The following is a 16849-nucleotide window of genomic DNA, read 5'->3' as shown; positions in this document are numbered from 1 at the left end:
GGCATCTTCTTGAGCCGACTGCATCACACCGCCGCCGACTACGCCGCCATCGCGATTGCGCCGGTGCTGATCTTCGTGATGCTGTTCAGCCTGGCGAGCTTCTTGTGCATTGTCCTGTATTCGGGTGGATACTCGGGTGCGTTGGTGTGGACCATGCTCATGTACTCGATGGGAGCCACCGCAGTCGCTCGGATCACGATCGAGAATGATCGTCAATACTCGTCCCTGTACGCGATCGCGCTCGGTATCGCGACGGTCTACGTCTTGGTTGCGTACGTCGGCGACCCCATCTTCTCAATTGGAATTGTTTGGATCGTCGGGTATTTGGCCGACAAGATCGTTCATGATTGCACGATCGTGGATGATTCCATCGACAGCAGTGGCCAAGGTTTGGTCGATAGCGGTTTGTCGTTCCTCAAACTTCGGCGGCAGCAACACCAAACCGCGCTCTCGCCATCCACATCGGAAGCGGACGACGCGGATGCGTCGTCTAAGTCGAAACGGCCACGCAAGAATCCCGCCGCCGGTCATCAACCTGGTCGAACGGTGCTGTGGTTAGCACTCGGCGCGTTGCCGTTGTTTGGTTTGGGCCAGTTTTTTCTTGGCGGTGATTCCAAATCGTGGAACCTCGCCAGAATCCTTCTGACGCTGTATTTGTTCTCCGCGTTGTCGCTGCTGGTCGTGACCTCGTTTTTGAACCTTCGCCGTTATCTGCGACAACGGCAAACGGAGATGCCTCTGGATGCGACCATCGCTTGGCTCGCCGGCGGCATCGTCATCATCGGGCTGATTCTGATGATCGCCTACATCGCTCCGCTTCCGGGCAAAGCGGTTGCGTCGATGAAAGCTCCTGAATTTCTCACCAACCGATCGCCAATGTCCGCCAGTGAATATGGCTGGGGCGATGAAGGAGCGGAGATCAGTGACGAGAACGACGCTCGGTCATCCGAGACCGGCCCGGACGGGTCGCCCAGTGGCGAAACTCAATCCGGTGCAAAAGCGGGCGGGCAAAAAGGCAATCGCGAAGATGGACCGGCGGGAAGTGATCCCGGCGGAAAGAAGCAAGGCAAAGGACAAGACCCTGGCGGTGATCAACCTGCTGGCGGTGAAAAGAACAAGTCATCCGAAAATCAGTCGACGTCTGGTGACTCGAAAAGCTCAGGCAATCAACAACAAACGAACACCGAACAGAACAACCAACCGTCGCAAAACCAATCTCAGCAAAACCAGTCCTCTCAATCGGCGAACGAGTCATCTTCCGATTCCAGTCCACCAAGCGAATCAAAATCAGAAGCATCCAACTCCTCGGATGATGGTTCGAAAAGCAGCGAACAAGACTCCTCGAAAGCGGAATCCGACTCAGCAAACGAATCTGAATCGCCCAAGAACGAATCCGCTGACCAATCCAAACAAAACTCGGACCAATCCAAACCAAACAACGAGCAGTCCCGGCCACAATCTGAAAACCAAAATCAAAACGCGAATCAGCAAGAGGAACCACTCTCTGCTCGCACCAAACCTCCACCGAATCGTTCGCCTCCGCTCAGTGGCGTGTTCAGCGTGATCGCGGGGATGTTGAAGTGGCTGATCTTCCTTGGTTTGTTTGCATTCATCGCGATTTTCATCTTTCGCAATTTAGACGCCATCATGGCGTGGTGGGACAGCCTGTTTGCGGAGGAAGACCGAGAAACGACTTCGCAACTACCCTCCGCGAAAAAACTGAAACCCGAGACACCGCCACGTCCGTTCTCATCGTTTCGCAATCCAGTGGGCGATCCCGATCCGCGGAAAGTGGTGGTGGTGACGTTCCAAGCGTTGGAAGCTTGGTGCCGCGAACAAGGCGTCGAGCGATCGCCAGACGAAACGCCGTCCGAATTCGTTCGACGAGTCGCGGTGCAGTTTCCATCGCTGGGTCAATCTGCGATCCAGGTCGTCGATGCTTACAACCGAATCGTTTATGGTCGTGCAGCGGCCGCGAAAGATGATGTCGAGGCCGCCAGTTCCGTATGGCAAGTCTTCGCTGGTGGCATCCGCACTTCATGACCTCGCATTTGCACTCCCCCATTCACACCAAAATCGCACGCATCACGGCGCCGTGGATGTTTGCGATTTCCGTGTGGTTCTTGGTGTGCCAAGCGATCTTGATTGTGATGTGGGTCGATGTCCCCAATCTTCGCGAATCGACCACCCAAGCCCAGCCGGAAGAATACGTCATCCGGGTTGACTCCACGTACTTGGGAATGTGGTTCGAACAGCTCGCGATTCTTTCGATGGTTGTCATCTGGCCGATCGTGATCATCGAATCCGTCTATCACTGGATCATCCGGCCGAAGTCTCGCTCGATGCGATGGTTTCACTTTTTCACGTTGATGTTTTGCATTTGCCCGTCGCTGCGGATGTGTGCCCGCAGCTACGAAATGCACGGTCAGCTTTGGTTGCCGGTCATGTCATGGCAACGCACCAACAAGCGACTTCGTCGCCGTTTGGCACAACACTTCAGCGTGCCCATGATCGGCATCGCGTTGCTGATCTTGCCCGTGTTGGTCACGGAGTTCTTTCTCAAAGAACAAGTCGCTCAGCATCAATGGCTGCGAATTGCGTTGCATGTTGGTACCGGAGTGATCTGGTTCGCGTTCGCGGCGGAATTCATTTTGATGGTTTCCATTGCCGAGAAGAAGATCCAGTACATCCGCCAAAACTGGGTCGATCTCGCGATCATCTTGTTGCCGTTTTTCTCGTTCTTGCGGTCGATGCAAGCGGTTCGCGGAACCCGGTTGGCGAAGCTCGCGAAAATCCCGCAAATTGCAAAGCTCGCGCGGGCTTATCGCTTGCGAGGCACCGCTCTGAAAGGCTTTCGGGCCTTGGTGATCTTGGGTGTCGCAACGCGGCTGTTTAAAACAGACAAGAAACGCCAAATCGAACGGCTGCAGGCTGAATTGGCGGTCGCTCGTCGGGAAACGCGATTGATCCGGCTCGCGATCGCCCGCTTGGAGCGGGAAATTCAGGAGGAAGTCGACGACGAAGCCGAGGCCGCGGCGGGTATCGACGATCCAGGCAGCCACAGCGACGCGAAAATATCCGGAAAGAATCTCGCCTAAATTGCCAACATTGCTGAAACTTCGGCGAATCCGCCTGGGTACCTTTCTTCGTAGGCGCCCTGTTCTTGAGATGACACGGCCTTACAGTTGAAGCTCTTGCCTTTCAATTTCCAATTTGATCCGACAAAGGACGCACCCGTGAGATTGTCGTACGCCCGTATCCAACCCGCCCGCCCAGGCGTTTCCCGAGTCGCCACGTTCGCGTTGGCCGCTCTGGTCGCTATTGCGGGTATCGCATCACCGCTCACTTCGGTGACGGCTCAAGAAAAACTGATTCCCGGTGGCGGCAGTGCCGTTGCGGGACAATCCACTGAACCAGTTGTCGTGGTCACGCTGGGCAGCATTGATCAATTGACTCGCGACCTGAACTACTTCAGTGGTGCGATCGGCCAACCACAATTGGGCGGTATGTTCGCCATGATGGCCGGAACGTTCACTCAAGGTCTCGATACATCCCAGCCCGTTGGCATTGTCGTGCCATTGATTGACGGTGCCCCCGAACCCATCGCGTTGTTGCCAACATCGAATGTCAAAACCGTGCTCAAACGCATGGAAGCTCAAGTCGGTCCTGCCGATGAGCTGGACGACGGCACAATGGTGATCGCCATCGGTGCCAACACGGTGTTCATTCGCCAGGTTGGTAACTGGGCAGTCCTGGCTCGCAACCGCGCCGTTTTGGACCGTGCTCCCGCCGACCCATCGGCCCTGATCAGCGAGATGGGAACCGAATATGACATCGCCGTTCGATTGGACGTGCAACAAGTCCCACCGCCAATGCGTGATGCCTTGATTGGACAAATCCGCCAAGGATTTGACCAGGCGATGAAGCAACAGCAGAACGGCGACGAAGCCGCAATGGAATACGCCGCTCAATCGATCGAGCAACTCGAACAAGTCATCGATCAAACCAAAGAACTGATGATTGGAATCGACATCGATTCCGCCAATCGTCGCGTGTTGTTGGAAACCGAATTCACAGCCGTCCCAGGTTCCAAGCTGGCTCGCATCTACGATGGACAAAAGCCAATTCCATCGGCTTACAGCAGCGTCATTCGCGACGATGCAGCTGGTTATGTTCACTTTGCCAGCTCGATCGGCCCCGAAGCTCTTGAACAAGCACAAACCAGCGTCGACGGCGCGATGCAAATGTTGGGTTCGGCTTTGAGCCAAACCGACAAGCTGAGCGAATCGGAGCAAGCCGAAGCGACGGACATGATCCGCCGTGTGGTTGAACTGATGATGGACTCGGCCAAAGAAGGCAAATCGGACTTCGGTGCTTTGTTGTTGACCGACGCTAACAAACTGCAGTTCGCTCTGGGTGCGTTTGTATCCGATGGCGGAGAAGCAGCTAGCATCGTCAAAGACGTCGCTGCGAAAGTCCAAGGCCGTGGCGACGCACCTCGCTTCGAGTTCGACGTCAACAACTACAAAGGCGTCAACATGCACTTGGTGGAAGCCGACGTGCCCGCTGACGAAGACGAAGTTCGCAAGATCTTTGGCGAACAAGTTCGCGTTCACATCGGCACCGGCCCCAAAGCCATCTACGTCGCATTGGGTGACGACAGCCTGCCGTTGATGAAACAATTGATCGATTCAGAGGCCACTCCAGTGGCTCCATCGGGCAACACATTGATGCAGGTTCAAGTCAACCTGATGCCGATCCTTCAGTTCGCTCAATCGATCGAAAACAACGATGCAATTGCCGCCATGATCGACGCGCTTTCGCGAGCCGATGACGCGGGTGAACTGCGAATTGTTTCCGAAGCCATCGCAAACGGTCAGATCAGCCGCTTCATCATCGGTGATGGCATGCTGCAAGCCATCGGTGCGGCAGCTCGACAAGCCCAGCAAGCCAAGATGAACCAAGGCTTCTGAGTGATTTTTGTTTCGATCGCCTGCACGCCAGATGATTGAAATCGACACTGCTTTCGAACCTCTCTGGGCCGCCCCGTTTACCGGGTGGGTCCAGGGAGGTTTTTTCTTGCCCTCCACAGGTTCCTGATTTCATGGTCACCGAATCTTCGCCGAACTCTTCCGCATCTACCAACTCCGAAGCCAACGTTCCTTCTCGCGGCAGAAGCCGATCGTTTTGGGTGGGATTGTTGTGTTTGGTAATCGGAATCGGATTGGGATGGATACTCAGAGGCAAGCAATCACCGTCCTCCGTGGCAACTCCACCGACCGTCGTCGGAGCCAATTCAACGGCTTCTGGTGACACGTCCGACGGCCAAACGAACATCGTTTCTTCGGAGGTCCCGATGGAGGATGTCTTGAAGCTAGCGGAGGAATCACTACAGCACTTGATCGACCATGTCGACGGCTACACGACGCGAATGATCAAACACGAACAAGACCGCAATGGCGTTCTTCAAGAACCATCGGAGATGTTCATGAAGATCCGAACGAGACACGTTGGCGGCGAGCCCGGCCAAGGCCTGCGTGCTTATCTGCGGTTCGAAACACCTGAGTCCGCGAAAGGGCGGGAGGTGATTTGGATCGAAGATCAAAACGATGGACAATTGCTGGTTCGCGAGGCGGGATTCATCGGCAGCATGATGACCGCGAAACTGGAACCAACCAACTTTCTGGCGATGCGAGGTCAGCGTTACCCAATCACTGAACTCGGGCTGACCAATTTGGTCCGCAAACTGATCGAACGTGGCTCACGCGACATCGACAATCCCGACGTTCGCGTGACTCGCACGGAAGGGCATGACTTCGACGGTAAATCGCTGACCCTGCTTCAAATCCAACGCTCGCAACCCACCGATCAACCCGATGACTTTTCCTTGGCCGAAGTCGTGATCGACGAAGAGCAGAAACTCATCGTCAGCTTCCGCAGCTTTGGTTGGCCAGATTCGGAAGGCGAAACGCCGCCCCTGATCGAATCGTACGAGTACCACGATCTGGTCATCAATCCGGCGTTGACCGATCTCGATTTCGACCCCACCAACCCCGACTACACGTTTCCTGAGTGAGGCGATTGATCACGATACGCTTGGCCCGATGAAGTGGATGAACTTGGCCTTTGGCCGAAGCGTGCAGATGGCGTGACACAAGACCAGGGGCCCGCACCCAACAACTCGCCAAGCCGGCTGCACATTTTTCCTACCCGCTTGTCCCAGCCGAATCGAGAACCATTTCTAGGCGGGCAAAGGTTGCGTTCAGCCCAGCGCCCCCTAGTTCCTCGACGCACAAAAAGCTTGACATCGGCGTGCTGCACCACCACGTTAGGAGAGGGCAGCGTAGCCAGCGATAAGCCCGAGCATGTCATCTTGAGACTGGACAACGCGACCAGCGAGAACACCGCTCACACGCCCTTCTCTCCGGACCAACCGGAGATAAATACATTGTTATTTGTACAAACCATGGACGATATCGACGTCTCGCAATTTGATGGGTTTCCTCAACACTTCCAAGAGGTCATGGAGTTTCGTTTCTCGCTGAATAGTGAGACTGATCGCGGATGTGCGTTGATGGTTGCATCTTTCCTCGATCACAAACTGGGGAAACTCCTTGAGGCTATGTTTGTTGACGATAGCAAAGTTGTCTCCGAACTATTTTCTCACTCGGGGACGCTTGGAACATTTTCATCTCGAATCGACACTGCCTATGCGTTGGGGCTGATTGGCCCAAACACCCGACGAGACATCAATCTGATTCGCAAAATTCGCAATGAATTTGGTCACTCCCATTATACGCTGAAATTCACTGACGACAGGATACGAAGCCGGTGCAAAGAACTTTTCCACTTCAACAACATTGAATCAACTGACGACCCCAGAAAGATGTTTGTCAAGACGGCGATTTCTATTCTGGCGTTGATTAACTCTGACCTGCGAAGAACAGAGCATCGGACGGTCGCTAAAGATCTGTATCTCGACGCAACGGAGCGAAAAAACATCAGGAACGCATTCAGATGCTTGCCACATCGCTCGATGCGGAAACGAAAGACTCGCTAGAACAACTTTTGCAGTTGTTGAACAACCCCGACAAAGACGGCAAATAGCAAAGCCAATCGGGATAGGGGCCCGGTTGCCCGGGACCCCTCCCACACCACCTAGCATGCGGGACCGCACTAGGCGGTTGAGCACGAGTTTCAAATCAGCGCGTCGCCGCGATGACCCAAGCCATTGGACCGACAGCTTCGCCGCTAGGAGATTGCCATACGGCGACGGCTCCTTCGCGAGATGAAGTCGATACGTGCTTGCTCGTTCCCTTCAGGCCTTCGCGTCGCCGTTGGTTTCGGCGGATCGCTACTATGCCCTCTGCTGACTTCTCTTTGCACGGGCATACGTTGCCGCATTCCGCCCCGCCTTTCGGGCAAGCCCTACTCACGGGTACGCATCGAGATCTCCCCAAATAAGGGACGTCCTTGATCGCTCAAGGACACGTGATCTGTCCCCGCCCAAGTGCTTGATCTACCTACGCTCTTTCTTCCGGTTCGGCTTCTTGGTCAGCAGCCCAATCGCCTGGAGTCGTCGGCCTCGTATCAAGTTTCTGTTCGTCACCTGGCGGGTCTTGGCGAGAAGATGTCCAGCGACGATTCTTTGCTGGCTTACCGATCATCTTCGCAGGCTTCCTCCCCACGGTTTGTCACCTCCCCGCAGTTGCCCTCGCCTCGTACTGTCTTCTTACGAGCTATCCATCTGGTATGATGACTCCCTCTTCGAAGAAACCGGAACTAAGTACAGGGGACTGGCTTCCCGAAGGAAGCGGCACCCCACAAGATCACGCCCATGTTGGGCGTACTGCACGCCGAGCACGCGATCGGCCGTTTTTGACATGGTGGCTTTACTCGCGCGTGCCGGGTGATGGCCAACGTTACCCGACTGAAGAAACATGCCTCCAGCTTCACGCGATGATTGGAACACGCTTGAGCCACCGGAGGTTCGTGAGCCGCTCGACTACTCCGCGTCCTTTGACATCCGCCGCGAACGTCAATTGTCCGCTGGGCTTATCCCAGAATGCATGGAGGACAAATGGTTCATCTACCGCGATGGTGACTGGCTATACTTCCACCGCAGTTGGACGGGGGCGTTGATCTACTGGCTGAAACTTGACTTCGACGCGCAATCCGTTTTCGTCACTGAATCGTGGGTCAACCGCGAATCTGAGCAGTACTCCTCGACCGACACTGCGTACGATCGGGCCTTAGTCGACTACCTGATTCGTGGATTGCTGCTCAAGGAACAGGTTCCATTTCCAAGGCCGAAGATGCCGGGAATCCGCGGATTGCTTTTCAAGCTCGCTGGGAAGGCTATGATGTTTCAGCATTCGATCGTGGGGTCTAGCAACGTCCCGACTCGTACGGTCGATGACTCAAACGGCGGGTAACCAGGCGATGATACGGAGCGGCGGTGGCCGCCGTTTTTGGAGTCCTTGAGTCGCTCGCCGCCGCCCGCATATCGCTACCGTTACCGCAGTTGAATATTGCTCAACAAGCCAGCACAGCGTCATCACAAGTCTTCCGACTTCGATCCGCACCCCGGAGACCGTGAAGGCGTTCGGGCGTTGGCCAACCGCTGTCGCTTCCAGCTCGATGGCCGTGGGCGCGTATGGGGTGTGTGGATTCACGTCGAATTTAGTGACAGTGAAGTCGAACACTTGCTTCAGCTTCCAAGGTTGATTTCCGTGAGCTTTGGCGCGTCCATCAGACACACGCCTGCTCTGACCGAACATGGTTTTGCCCAGCTTGCAAAACATCGACTGCTAAGTGGCTTCTTCTTCCAGGGCAATATCCAGCTCAACGATTCCGCAATTGCAACCATTCGGGATTTCCCTCGACTTGCTCATTTGATGCTACCATTCTGCGGTGTTACTGACGCAGGTGTACGCAACCTCGCGATTGCTGATCGTTTCTTCACCCTGAGCCTAGTTGGGAATTCCATAACTGACGATTCGGTACCACATTTGTGTCGTCTGAAATCGCTTCGACGGCTGTGGGTTGGGAAAACCTCTATCTCATCTTTCGGGTATGATGAACTGAAGGCGGCATTACCCAGATGCCGCACCCTGAACGACGTTTTGTAGAAGCGGTAGCCACGCGGTGAGCACGGATCCGTAGAGTCGAGTTTTATTGAAATGGATAATCGTCCGCCGCGGCCCAGTCATCGCAACTGTTCACACCAGAAATGAGACTCATCGCACAACAAGGCGATCGAAGGTTCTGGTTTTTGCGATTGAAACCTCCCTACGACACGGCGATCCCTGACTTTGGAACGCCATTCGTCGCGATTGTCCTGGCGTGCGATCCAACGATAGCGCCGGACATTCAAGCCGCCATCAGCGCCGAACTTGTTGCAAAAGACTGTCGGTACGTACTGGCTTGGGGCGTTGACTCATCATCCTGGGATGATTCGGTTGATTGGGCGTTTATAGCCACTGACCCAGAGTTCAACCCGCCAAACGACCGCATGGTGATGACGACGTGTCACGACAATGAGACAATCGATGATGTCATCTGTTTTGCACTGAGGAGCACAAACTTCGGCCTTCACAAATCCCACGACTATTTGGCACTGATGATTGGCAATAGTTCGGAAATCGAATCCGACGTACTTTCCGCCATCCGAAGCAAACTCATCACGCCATAAGAGTGCGAACCATCACATGCACAGGAGCGGCGTTGGCCAGCCGATTTCGGAATCAACATCACTCTCGCCGCCCCGTGATACGGCACGTTCGTGCTTTTGTCCTATGAATTTCCCTCCCCTCGTCACGTCGGTTGCTGTTCTATTCGCTACAGCAACACCCGTCTTTGCAGAGGATACTGGCTTCACGGTGTCACTGACCGGAAGGGTGGCGGAGTATCTAACCGACGCAACCGTAGTCACCTTCACCGCGGCACAGACGCCCCCGAAGAAAGGATTTGTCGGAGTCTACGCAACAGCAAATCAGTTTCCGCTGGAGCTTCCCGGCGAACATTTCCGAGACCGACATGTGCGTGTCTCTTTCAGTGACACTACCAGTGGGCGCCAGCTCTTCTCGCTTCGCTTGCATCGCTCGCTGATGAACGAACCTCGCCCGATCACTATTCCGTTGACAGCTCCAAAGCCGCTGCTTCGGACAGTTTGGTCGTCATCGGAGGTTCGCTACGTTGGAAGATCCACTCAGCGGATAGCTTATCAAGACCTTCCCTTCCTCGATTCATCCACTGGCCGGCTGGCCCCAATGCTCACTGAACTATCCGTATCCCGGATGGTTGGTGAAGATCCAGCAGAGCAAGAGACGCTAGAACCTGGATGCATGGGCTGCCATTGGGAGGCACGATTTGAACCACTGTCTCCCGACAGGCAGGCAGCCGTCAACTACGAAGTTCGATATGATTCCGGCGGACTGTTTCCTCCGATCCGAGCTCCGTTTCAATTTGACTATCGCCCTAAGTTGCAACTCGCCGACGGACAACGGATCGACGCACCGAAGCAACACAGCCATGCCCAGTGATGTCTGACTTTCCTCGAACAGAGACGTTTGCGAACACATCAAGATTCACCGTTCATTACGCAGATCGCTATCAATGCCGAACCACACCATTTCTATACTTTCCGGATTGCTCGTTCTTGCATCCGTTTCTTGCTCGTCCACCACATATGCTGACGAGCTAAGTGCTGCGATCGATCCTCATCCAAGTGAGGAAGTCATTCGCTTCGAGTTTTCGGGATCGTACAAGGTGGTCATCGACGGTACGGCCGTAGCGACGGGACAGGGCACGACTACGGTCGAGCTGAGTCAATCATTTGCGTTCCGATTGTTTCATGATTTTCAGAAAACGCTGCGCGACGCGGACATCGTTGGAGACGACGTAGCCAAAGAAATCTCGTCACTTCCATCGACCATTCGTTCAGCAAACGAGACACTCAAATTGTTATCGGATCCCGAAACGCAAGAAGCGCTCAGGCAGGTCGAGTCGATGCTTCGTTTGCTCCCAAGAACGACTGCCCCAAAGGAAATGCCGACCGACTCTGATTCTGACGAAAATTGAGCTGCGCGAGATCGAAGGGGACCGGACCTTTATGTTTTCGATTGGCTCACTTATGCCCCGCTCCATTTTGATTGCTCCAAATCATTTTCACCGCCAATGAACGTCCAAATGACTGATCGACGCAAACTCGTTCTCACTGTTGCCGCCAGCTTCATTTGCGGTTTTGTAGCGTGTGGCTTGTGCTGGATGTGGTTGCCGCTGGCCAACGGCCAGATCTTTCGCGATGCAACCATCGAGTACACGGTCGAAGATGGGCTTGGTGGTGTTTCGACGACCAGTGACCTGGAGGTGGAGTCAGCTGTCCTTGGCTCGGACTATCTCATCATCAGGCGGGTTGGCGGCCGCGTCGAAGTCATTCCCATCGAGCGAGTCGTCCGCTTCAGTTGCCAGCCCACTGGGCCGAGATGAGACCGCCGATTGAGATCAGAGGGGACGAAGGTCATTGTTATCTGCGATCGCCTTTTTACGCCCTGATGCCCTTCGATTGCTCGAGACTGAGCTGTTTCCCCGGTGTCAAACGAATTCGTTCCGAACTTGTTCTCTCAACAGCTCAAGACTTCCGTTCTGCTGACACTCTGGACCGCGAAAACATTCGAGCGGAGATTTTGTGAGCAGCGTTGCGGTTGACGCGGAAAGGGGTGGGCGAGTTCGCGGTTGGTTGGAAGGTTGGCCTGGCTTGAATTTTGGCGAGATAACCGGGCCTAACGGCCTTCGGCTGAAGTGACCTTGGTTTTGTGAGCCGGCGTCTTCGGCAAATCGGAAAACAGTCTGTAACGTCCTAGCCACATTCTGAAATGCTCCGTCGCCCGGCGGCTGCCACTGCAACGATCGATGTCGTCCAGGTGTGCGGGAAGTAGAGACCTACAGGCTGAATCAGAACAGCTCGATCGCTGCGATGGTTTCGGCGACTTCTTCGATCGTTCCCGATGCATCGATGACGTGTGTGCGACCACCGGCGTTGGGCAATTCGTCCAAGAAGGCTTGCCGAACTTTGGCCATGTAATCGACGCCTCGCGATTCCATTCGATCGGCTTCGCCACCGACTCGCTGCATCGAAATCTCAGCGGGCAAATCCAGCAACAGCGTCACGTCCGGCTGAACTCCGCCGCACGCGAGTCGTCCAAGTTGCCACAACGTCTGCGCGTCGACTTCTCCGCCGACGCTTTGATAGACCACGTTGGCCAGCAAGAATCGGTCGCTGATCACCGTCACTCCATCAGCGAGCGCCGATCGCAAAGTGGATTCGATCATCTCGCAGCGACTGGCCATGAACAGCATAGCCTCCGTTCGACGATGCATTTCCAAATCGCTGTCCAGCAACATCGCTCGCAGCTTCGTGCCCAGATCGGTCGAACCGGGATCTCGCACGCAGAGAACGTTGCGGCCTTCGGATCGTAGACGCTCAGCCAAGATTTCGATCTGGGATGATTTCCCAACACCGTCGATTCCATCCAACGTGATCAATCGCCCCGGATACGGGTGAGCGATCGGCGACGATTTTGTTTGCGGCATGTCTGTATTGCCAGGACCGGGCGACATTAAAACGTCCCCGTCGAGTAGGCGTCGGGTTTGCCGATGACAGGCATATGAGCGTATTCCGACACCAGCCACCCACCATGGGCTGCATTGGGGTCGCCGCTTTTCTCAAATGTCAGCATTAGACGTCGCGGAATCGATACGTTCTTGATGGACCCGCGTTTTTCGCTGACGGTTACCTTCACCGTCATGTCCACGTTCGCTTGTGGCGGCACCGATCCCTGAACCATTTTGATGGAACGAATGTTGCCGACCTTGGCGACTTCAAATTCGTAGCGTTGAAGTTCGTTTCCGGCTTGTGATTTGGTTTGGTCAGCACCAATCAGCTCCACCACATCGTCATACCGTTCCTCTTCGACGGCTTTGGCGACGTCGTAAATCAATGTCTCGATCCGTTCCTCATCGGTTACCCAATTCCCAGCGATGACCCAAGCGACAGGAATCAATGCCGCGCAAATCAAACCGGCGATGACCAATGCCTTTTTGCCAGTTTGCAACCAACTAAAAATCAGTGCCGCGGCCAAAACCCCCAGCATGATCGAAACCACGAGCGGTTGTTCAGCAAGGAGTTGAGTCATCGCAATTGCCAGAAAAGAGGAGGAGAGCTGCTTGGTTGCGATCCGCTGGGGTCTCCCAAGGAACCGCGATTCGATACGATAACCGCATTCGATCTCAGCGCCGCGTGGTCGCTTTCATCCAATCGGTCATCCCGTTCATTTTAGTCACTTGTTCCATGAAACGTGTTTCGTTGCCAGTCGTCTCAGCCCAGGATTACCGCGGGGCTGTCGAAGGCGAATTGTGGGAGTTGAGACCTGCCGCGGTGGCGGGGTCGTTCTCGGCTCGCTCACAACCTGTCAATGGTTCGCCTGAGGCGATCGCGAAACTGGCTGAGAGCATGTTGCAAACGCCGGTGGATTTCCCAACCGTTGTCGAAGCCATCGTTCCCGGTGACCATGTGGCTTTGGCGGTCGATCCCAACGTGCCGCGGGTCTCGGACGTCTTGCAAGGCGTGCTTTCGACGCTTGTCAAAGCCAACGCGGGAAAGGTCAGCGTGGTGCTATGGCATGAAGCCGACGAATCTTTGACGGCGCGGCTGCAAGAGGAACTCGAGGCAGTGCAGGCCGGCCAGGAAACGCTCAAGCCAATGAAGGTGGAAGTCGTTCGCCATGAACCGCATCGCCGCGAAAGCCTGCGTTACATCGTTGCCGACGAAAACGCCGAAGCGGTCTACTTAGCGAAGGACTTGGTCGACGCCGATTTCACGTTGCCGATCCTTTCGGCACGAGCTCGCGACGCGATCAACAACATTGATCCCACTGGCATCTTCCCGCTGTTTGCCGATGCGGCGACCCAACACCGCTATCAAACGGGTGTGACAACCGAACCATCCGAAGCGGCGTGGTTGTTGGGTGTGCAAGTCATGATGCTGGTTTCCGCTGATGCAGCCGGCGAACTCGGTCGATTGATCGCGGGAACCCCCGATGCGTTGCGTCATGAATTGACCAACCTTTACGCCAGTGGCGAAACGGCCGACCAAGAATCTTGGGACAGCGAAGAATCCGCGAGCACTTCGGCCGCCATCAGTGAAACCGTGCCCACTGCCGAAATGGTGGTCGCCGCTCTCGACGGAGACGAAGCGTCGCAGACTTGGGCGAACCTGGCTCGCGCCGCGATCGCTGCCGGACGTCACGTCACCCTGGGCGGAACGATTGTGATTTGGTCGCAGGTCAAGACCTCCCCCAGCCCAGTCTGGTTGCGTGAACTTGGTCAGCCACCGATTGGAATCGAATCCAATGCGGAGGCAGCAGAACTGGATGATGCAGATTCGCAACCAAACGGATCCGACGATTTGGATCAAGACACAGCATTCAAGAACTGGGATGCGGAAACGCCATTGGCACGCCAGTGGAATCAATTGATTGCCGATGGACACGTGCTGTTGCACTGCCAGTTGGATGACGACATGGTCGAATCACTCGGGATGGGTGTGATTCATTCGATCGAAGAGCTCCGAACTTTGGGAGCACGTCTGAGCGGTGCCGGGGTTTTGCGGGCGGCGCATTACCACACCGAATCCATCGTTGCCTTCTCCATGACCGATGAGGAGGTCGAACCATGAAGAAAAAACCCAGCGCTGCAACTGTCAAAAAATTGACCAAGAAGTCCGCTTCGCGAAAATCGGCGAAGAAGTCTTCTCGCAAATCAACTCGCTCCTCTCATCCCGCGGCACACCCGACGAGCAAGAGTAGCGTTGGGAGATCGACCACCAAAAAGCCGAAGAAATCGACGAAGAAGACGGCGAAGAAATCTGCCGTCAAGAGCGTTCGCAAAAAGAGCTCCGCACCACCAAAGCGTTCTCAAGAACCGATTGAAAAAGCGTTTCGGTATTGTCCGTCGTGCCAAACGCCCAACGACAACCCCGGTGAAATTCCATTTCGGTGCCATGAATGCGGTTTCGCGTTCTTCTTCGGTCCCGTTGCCGCAGTCGGTGGATTGATCGTCAACGAAGACCAAGAACTGTTGCTCGTCCGTCGAGCACGCGACCCAGGTAAAGGTCAGTGGGGATTGCCGGGCGGCTTTGTCGATCGAGGCGAGTCCATTGAAGAAGCATTGCGTCGTGAAGTCACCGAAGAAACACAACTCAAAGTGACCGAACTGTCGCTATTGACCACCGGCCCGAACAATTACACCTACGCTGGCGTGACCGCTGATGTGATTGATTTGTTCTTTGTTTGCAAAGTGCACGCAAATGCGAAAATCCAATTGGAACCGAGTGAACTGACTGAATTCAAATGGTGCGTTCCGACCAAACGTGAACTGAACAACATGGCATTCCCATCCAATCGAATCGCGGTGGAACAATGGCTTCAAGAACGAAAGAAGACCTCCAAATGAATTCTGCGATTCCCACCGAGCCTTCAGCGCACGCGCCCGCCCGATCAACAGCGTCTCGCTGGGCGGTCGTGCTGATGGCCGGAGCAATGTTGATTTTCGGTTTTGCGGCAACCAAAGGATGCACCAACTCCGCCGGCAAAACGAAGAGCAACAAGCTGCAAGTTCTCGCGACGACGGCCATGGTGGGCGACGTCGTCAAAGCCGTCGGCGGTGACCAAATCGAAGTCACCGTGTTGCTTGGGCCCGGCGTTGACCCACACCTCTACAGGCCGACTCGAGACGACATGGCTCAAATCAAAGAGGCGGACGTGGTGTTCTATTCGGGATTGATGCTCGAGGGCAAAATGTCCTTCACGCTTGAGAAGGTTGGAAAGTCGAAACAAGTGATCGCGGTGACCGAACACTTGGACAAGGACAAACTCCTTTCAGATTCTGAACGATCAGGTCATGCCGATCCGCATGTTTGGTTCGACGTCGAACTATGGTCGCTCACGGCCGACAAAGTCGCGACTGTTTTGGGGGAGGAATTGCCTGATTATCAAGGTACCTTCCAAGCCAATTCGGAGAAGTATCAAGCAGAGCTGCAGTTGCTGGCTGACGATGCCAAAGCCGCCCTCGCGACCATCCCGGAAGACCAACGAATCTTGATCACCTCACACGATGCGTTCGGCTACCTTGGACGAGCGTACGGGATTGATGTGATGGGCGTGCAGGGCATTTCAACTGATTCAGAAGCTGGTTTGCAACGCATCAATGAGCTGGTCGACTTGATTGTCGAAAAGAAGGTTCCGGCTGTCTTCGTCGAAACAAGCGTCAACGGCAAGAGCATCCAAGCTTTGATCGATGGCGCCAATTCGCGTGGGCACTCCGTCACGATTGGCGGCGAACTGTTTTCGGATGCTGCCGGTGAAGAGGGAACATACGAAGGCACCTACCTGGGCATGATTGATCACAATGTGACCTTGATCACTCGAGCTCTGGGAGGCGAAGCCCCGGAAAATGGATTGCGAGGCAAACTGAGCATGGACGCGGATACGATCAACGAATCGTCCAACGCCCCAAACTAGATTTCGTCCTAGCAGCCTGTTGATTGAATGAGCCGCACCGCGTTAGCGGCGGTTAACAAGAAGCCAACCAGGGCTAACGCCCAATGGCACTTACTTTACGAATTCACCCTCCCCCTGGGAGGGTCGAGCGAAGCAAGGGGAGGGTTACACACCTGGTTTTAGGTTCGCCCTCCCCGGCCCGAAGCGGGCCGACCCTCCCTGAGGGAGGGTGAAGTAAGTGTCATTCGGCCAACGCCCATCGGCTAATTGTTGTCATTCGGTATACAACT

General features: G+C 55.0%; 15 protein-coding genes. 13 read left to right on the top strand and 2 right to left on the bottom strand.

Annotation, left to right across the window (positions count from 1 at the left end):
* Positions 1–9 precede the first annotated feature (9 nt).
* From RB_RS25955 to RB_RS25905, 10 genes are all read left to right on the top strand, one after another.
* On the top strand, positions 10–2043 hold the full coding sequence (locus RB_RS25955) for a DUF4129 domain-containing protein (protein ID WP_007334672.1): 2034 nt from the start codon (positions 10–12) through the stop codon (positions 2041–2043).
* On the top strand, positions 2040–3098 hold the full coding sequence (locus RB_RS25950) for a potassium channel protein (protein ID WP_164922528.1): 1059 nt from the start codon (positions 2040–2042) through the stop codon (positions 3096–3098). Before RB_RS25955 ends, RB_RS25950 begins: the two co-directional genes overlap by 4 nt.
* 87 nt (positions 3099–3185) lie before the next feature.
* Positions 3186–4973, top strand: a complete 1788-nt coding sequence (locus tag RB_RS25945; RefSeq protein ID WP_164922527.1) for a hypothetical protein — start codon at positions 3186–3188, stop codon at positions 4971–4973.
* Positions 4974–5104: 131 nt separating this feature from the next.
* Positions 5105–6076, top strand: a complete 972-nt coding sequence (locus tag RB_RS25940; RefSeq protein ID WP_164922526.1) for a DUF1571 domain-containing protein — start codon at positions 5105–5107, stop codon at positions 6074–6076.
* Between the two features lie 33 nt (positions 6077–6109).
* Positions 6110–7060 carry a mannitol operon repressor gene (locus RB_RS25935; protein ID WP_011123752.1) on the top strand — a complete coding sequence of 317 codons (951 nt, stop codon included), beginning with the start codon at positions 6110–6112 and terminating at the stop codon, positions 7058–7060.
* Positions 7061–7940: 880 nt separating this feature from the next.
* On the top strand, positions 7941–8435 hold the full coding sequence (locus RB_RS25930; RefSeq protein ID WP_011123749.1) for a hypothetical protein: 495 nt from the start codon (positions 7941–7943) through the stop codon (positions 8433–8435).
* A 96-nt stretch (positions 8436–8531) separates the two neighbouring features.
* Positions 8532–9131 carry a leucine-rich repeat domain-containing protein gene (locus tag RB_RS25925; RefSeq protein ID WP_011123748.1) on the top strand — a complete coding sequence of 200 codons (600 nt, stop codon included), beginning with the start codon at positions 8532–8534 and terminating at the stop codon, positions 9129–9131.
* A gap of 101 nt (positions 9132–9232) precedes the next feature.
* A complete protein-coding gene (locus RB_RS25920) occupies positions 9233–9694 on the top strand; it encodes a DUF7684 family protein (RefSeq protein WP_011123747.1) in 462 nt (153 codons plus the stop codon).
* A 577-nt stretch (positions 9695–10271) separates the two neighbouring features.
* Complete coding sequence (locus RB_RS28280; protein WP_231845985.1) at positions 10272–10544, top strand: hypothetical protein; 273 nt, start codon at positions 10272–10274, stop codon at positions 10542–10544.
* Between the two features lie 646 nt (positions 10545–11190).
* Positions 11191–11490, top strand: a complete 300-nt coding sequence (locus RB_RS25905) for a hypothetical protein (RefSeq protein WP_231845984.1) — start codon at positions 11191–11193, stop codon at positions 11488–11490.
* A gap of 465 nt (positions 11491–11955) precedes the next feature.
* On the opposite strand, the gene tmk is transcribed toward RB_RS25905, so the two are convergent.
* Positions 11956–12621, bottom strand: coding sequence for a dTMP kinase (gene tmk / locus RB_RS25900; protein ID WP_164922524.1), 666 nt, complete (start codon positions 12619–12621; stop codon positions 11956–11958).
* Positions 12621–13196 (bottom strand): hypothetical protein, encoded by a 576-nt coding sequence (locus tag RB_RS25895; RefSeq protein ID WP_011123741.1) that lies wholly within the window; start codon positions 13194–13196, stop codon positions 12621–12623. The genes tmk and RB_RS25895 overlap by 1 nt, the downstream gene beginning before the upstream one ends.
* Before the next feature lie 155 nt (positions 13197–13351).
* Between RB_RS25895 and RB_RS25890 the strand changes: the two genes are divergently transcribed.
* The 3 genes from RB_RS25890 to RB_RS25880 are packed head-to-tail and all read left to right on the top strand — an operon-like array spanning position 13352 to position 16580.
* Entirely contained in the window at positions 13352–14737 is a 1386-nt protein-coding gene (locus RB_RS25890; protein ID WP_164922523.1) for a transcriptional regulator, read from the top strand.
* Positions 14734–15513, top strand: a complete 780-nt coding sequence (locus tag RB_RS25885) for an NUDIX hydrolase (RefSeq protein ID WP_011123739.1) — start codon at positions 14734–14736, stop codon at positions 15511–15513. Before RB_RS25890 ends, RB_RS25885 begins: the two co-directional genes overlap by 4 nt.
* Positions 15510–16580 (top strand): metal ABC transporter solute-binding protein, Zn/Mn family, encoded by a 1071-nt coding sequence (locus RB_RS25880; RefSeq protein ID WP_193427752.1) that lies wholly within the window; start codon positions 15510–15512, stop codon positions 16578–16580. The genes RB_RS25885 and RB_RS25880 overlap by 4 nt, the downstream gene beginning before the upstream one ends.
* The last annotated feature ends 269 nt before the right edge of the window (positions 16581–16849 follow it).

The sequence above is a fragment of the Rhodopirellula baltica SH 1 genome, assembly GCF_000196115.1.
In the GTDB taxonomy this organism is placed as follows: domain Bacteria; phylum Planctomycetota; class Planctomycetia; order Pirellulales; family Pirellulaceae; genus Rhodopirellula; species Rhodopirellula baltica.
This window is presented reverse-complemented; position numbering and strand designations above follow the sequence as displayed.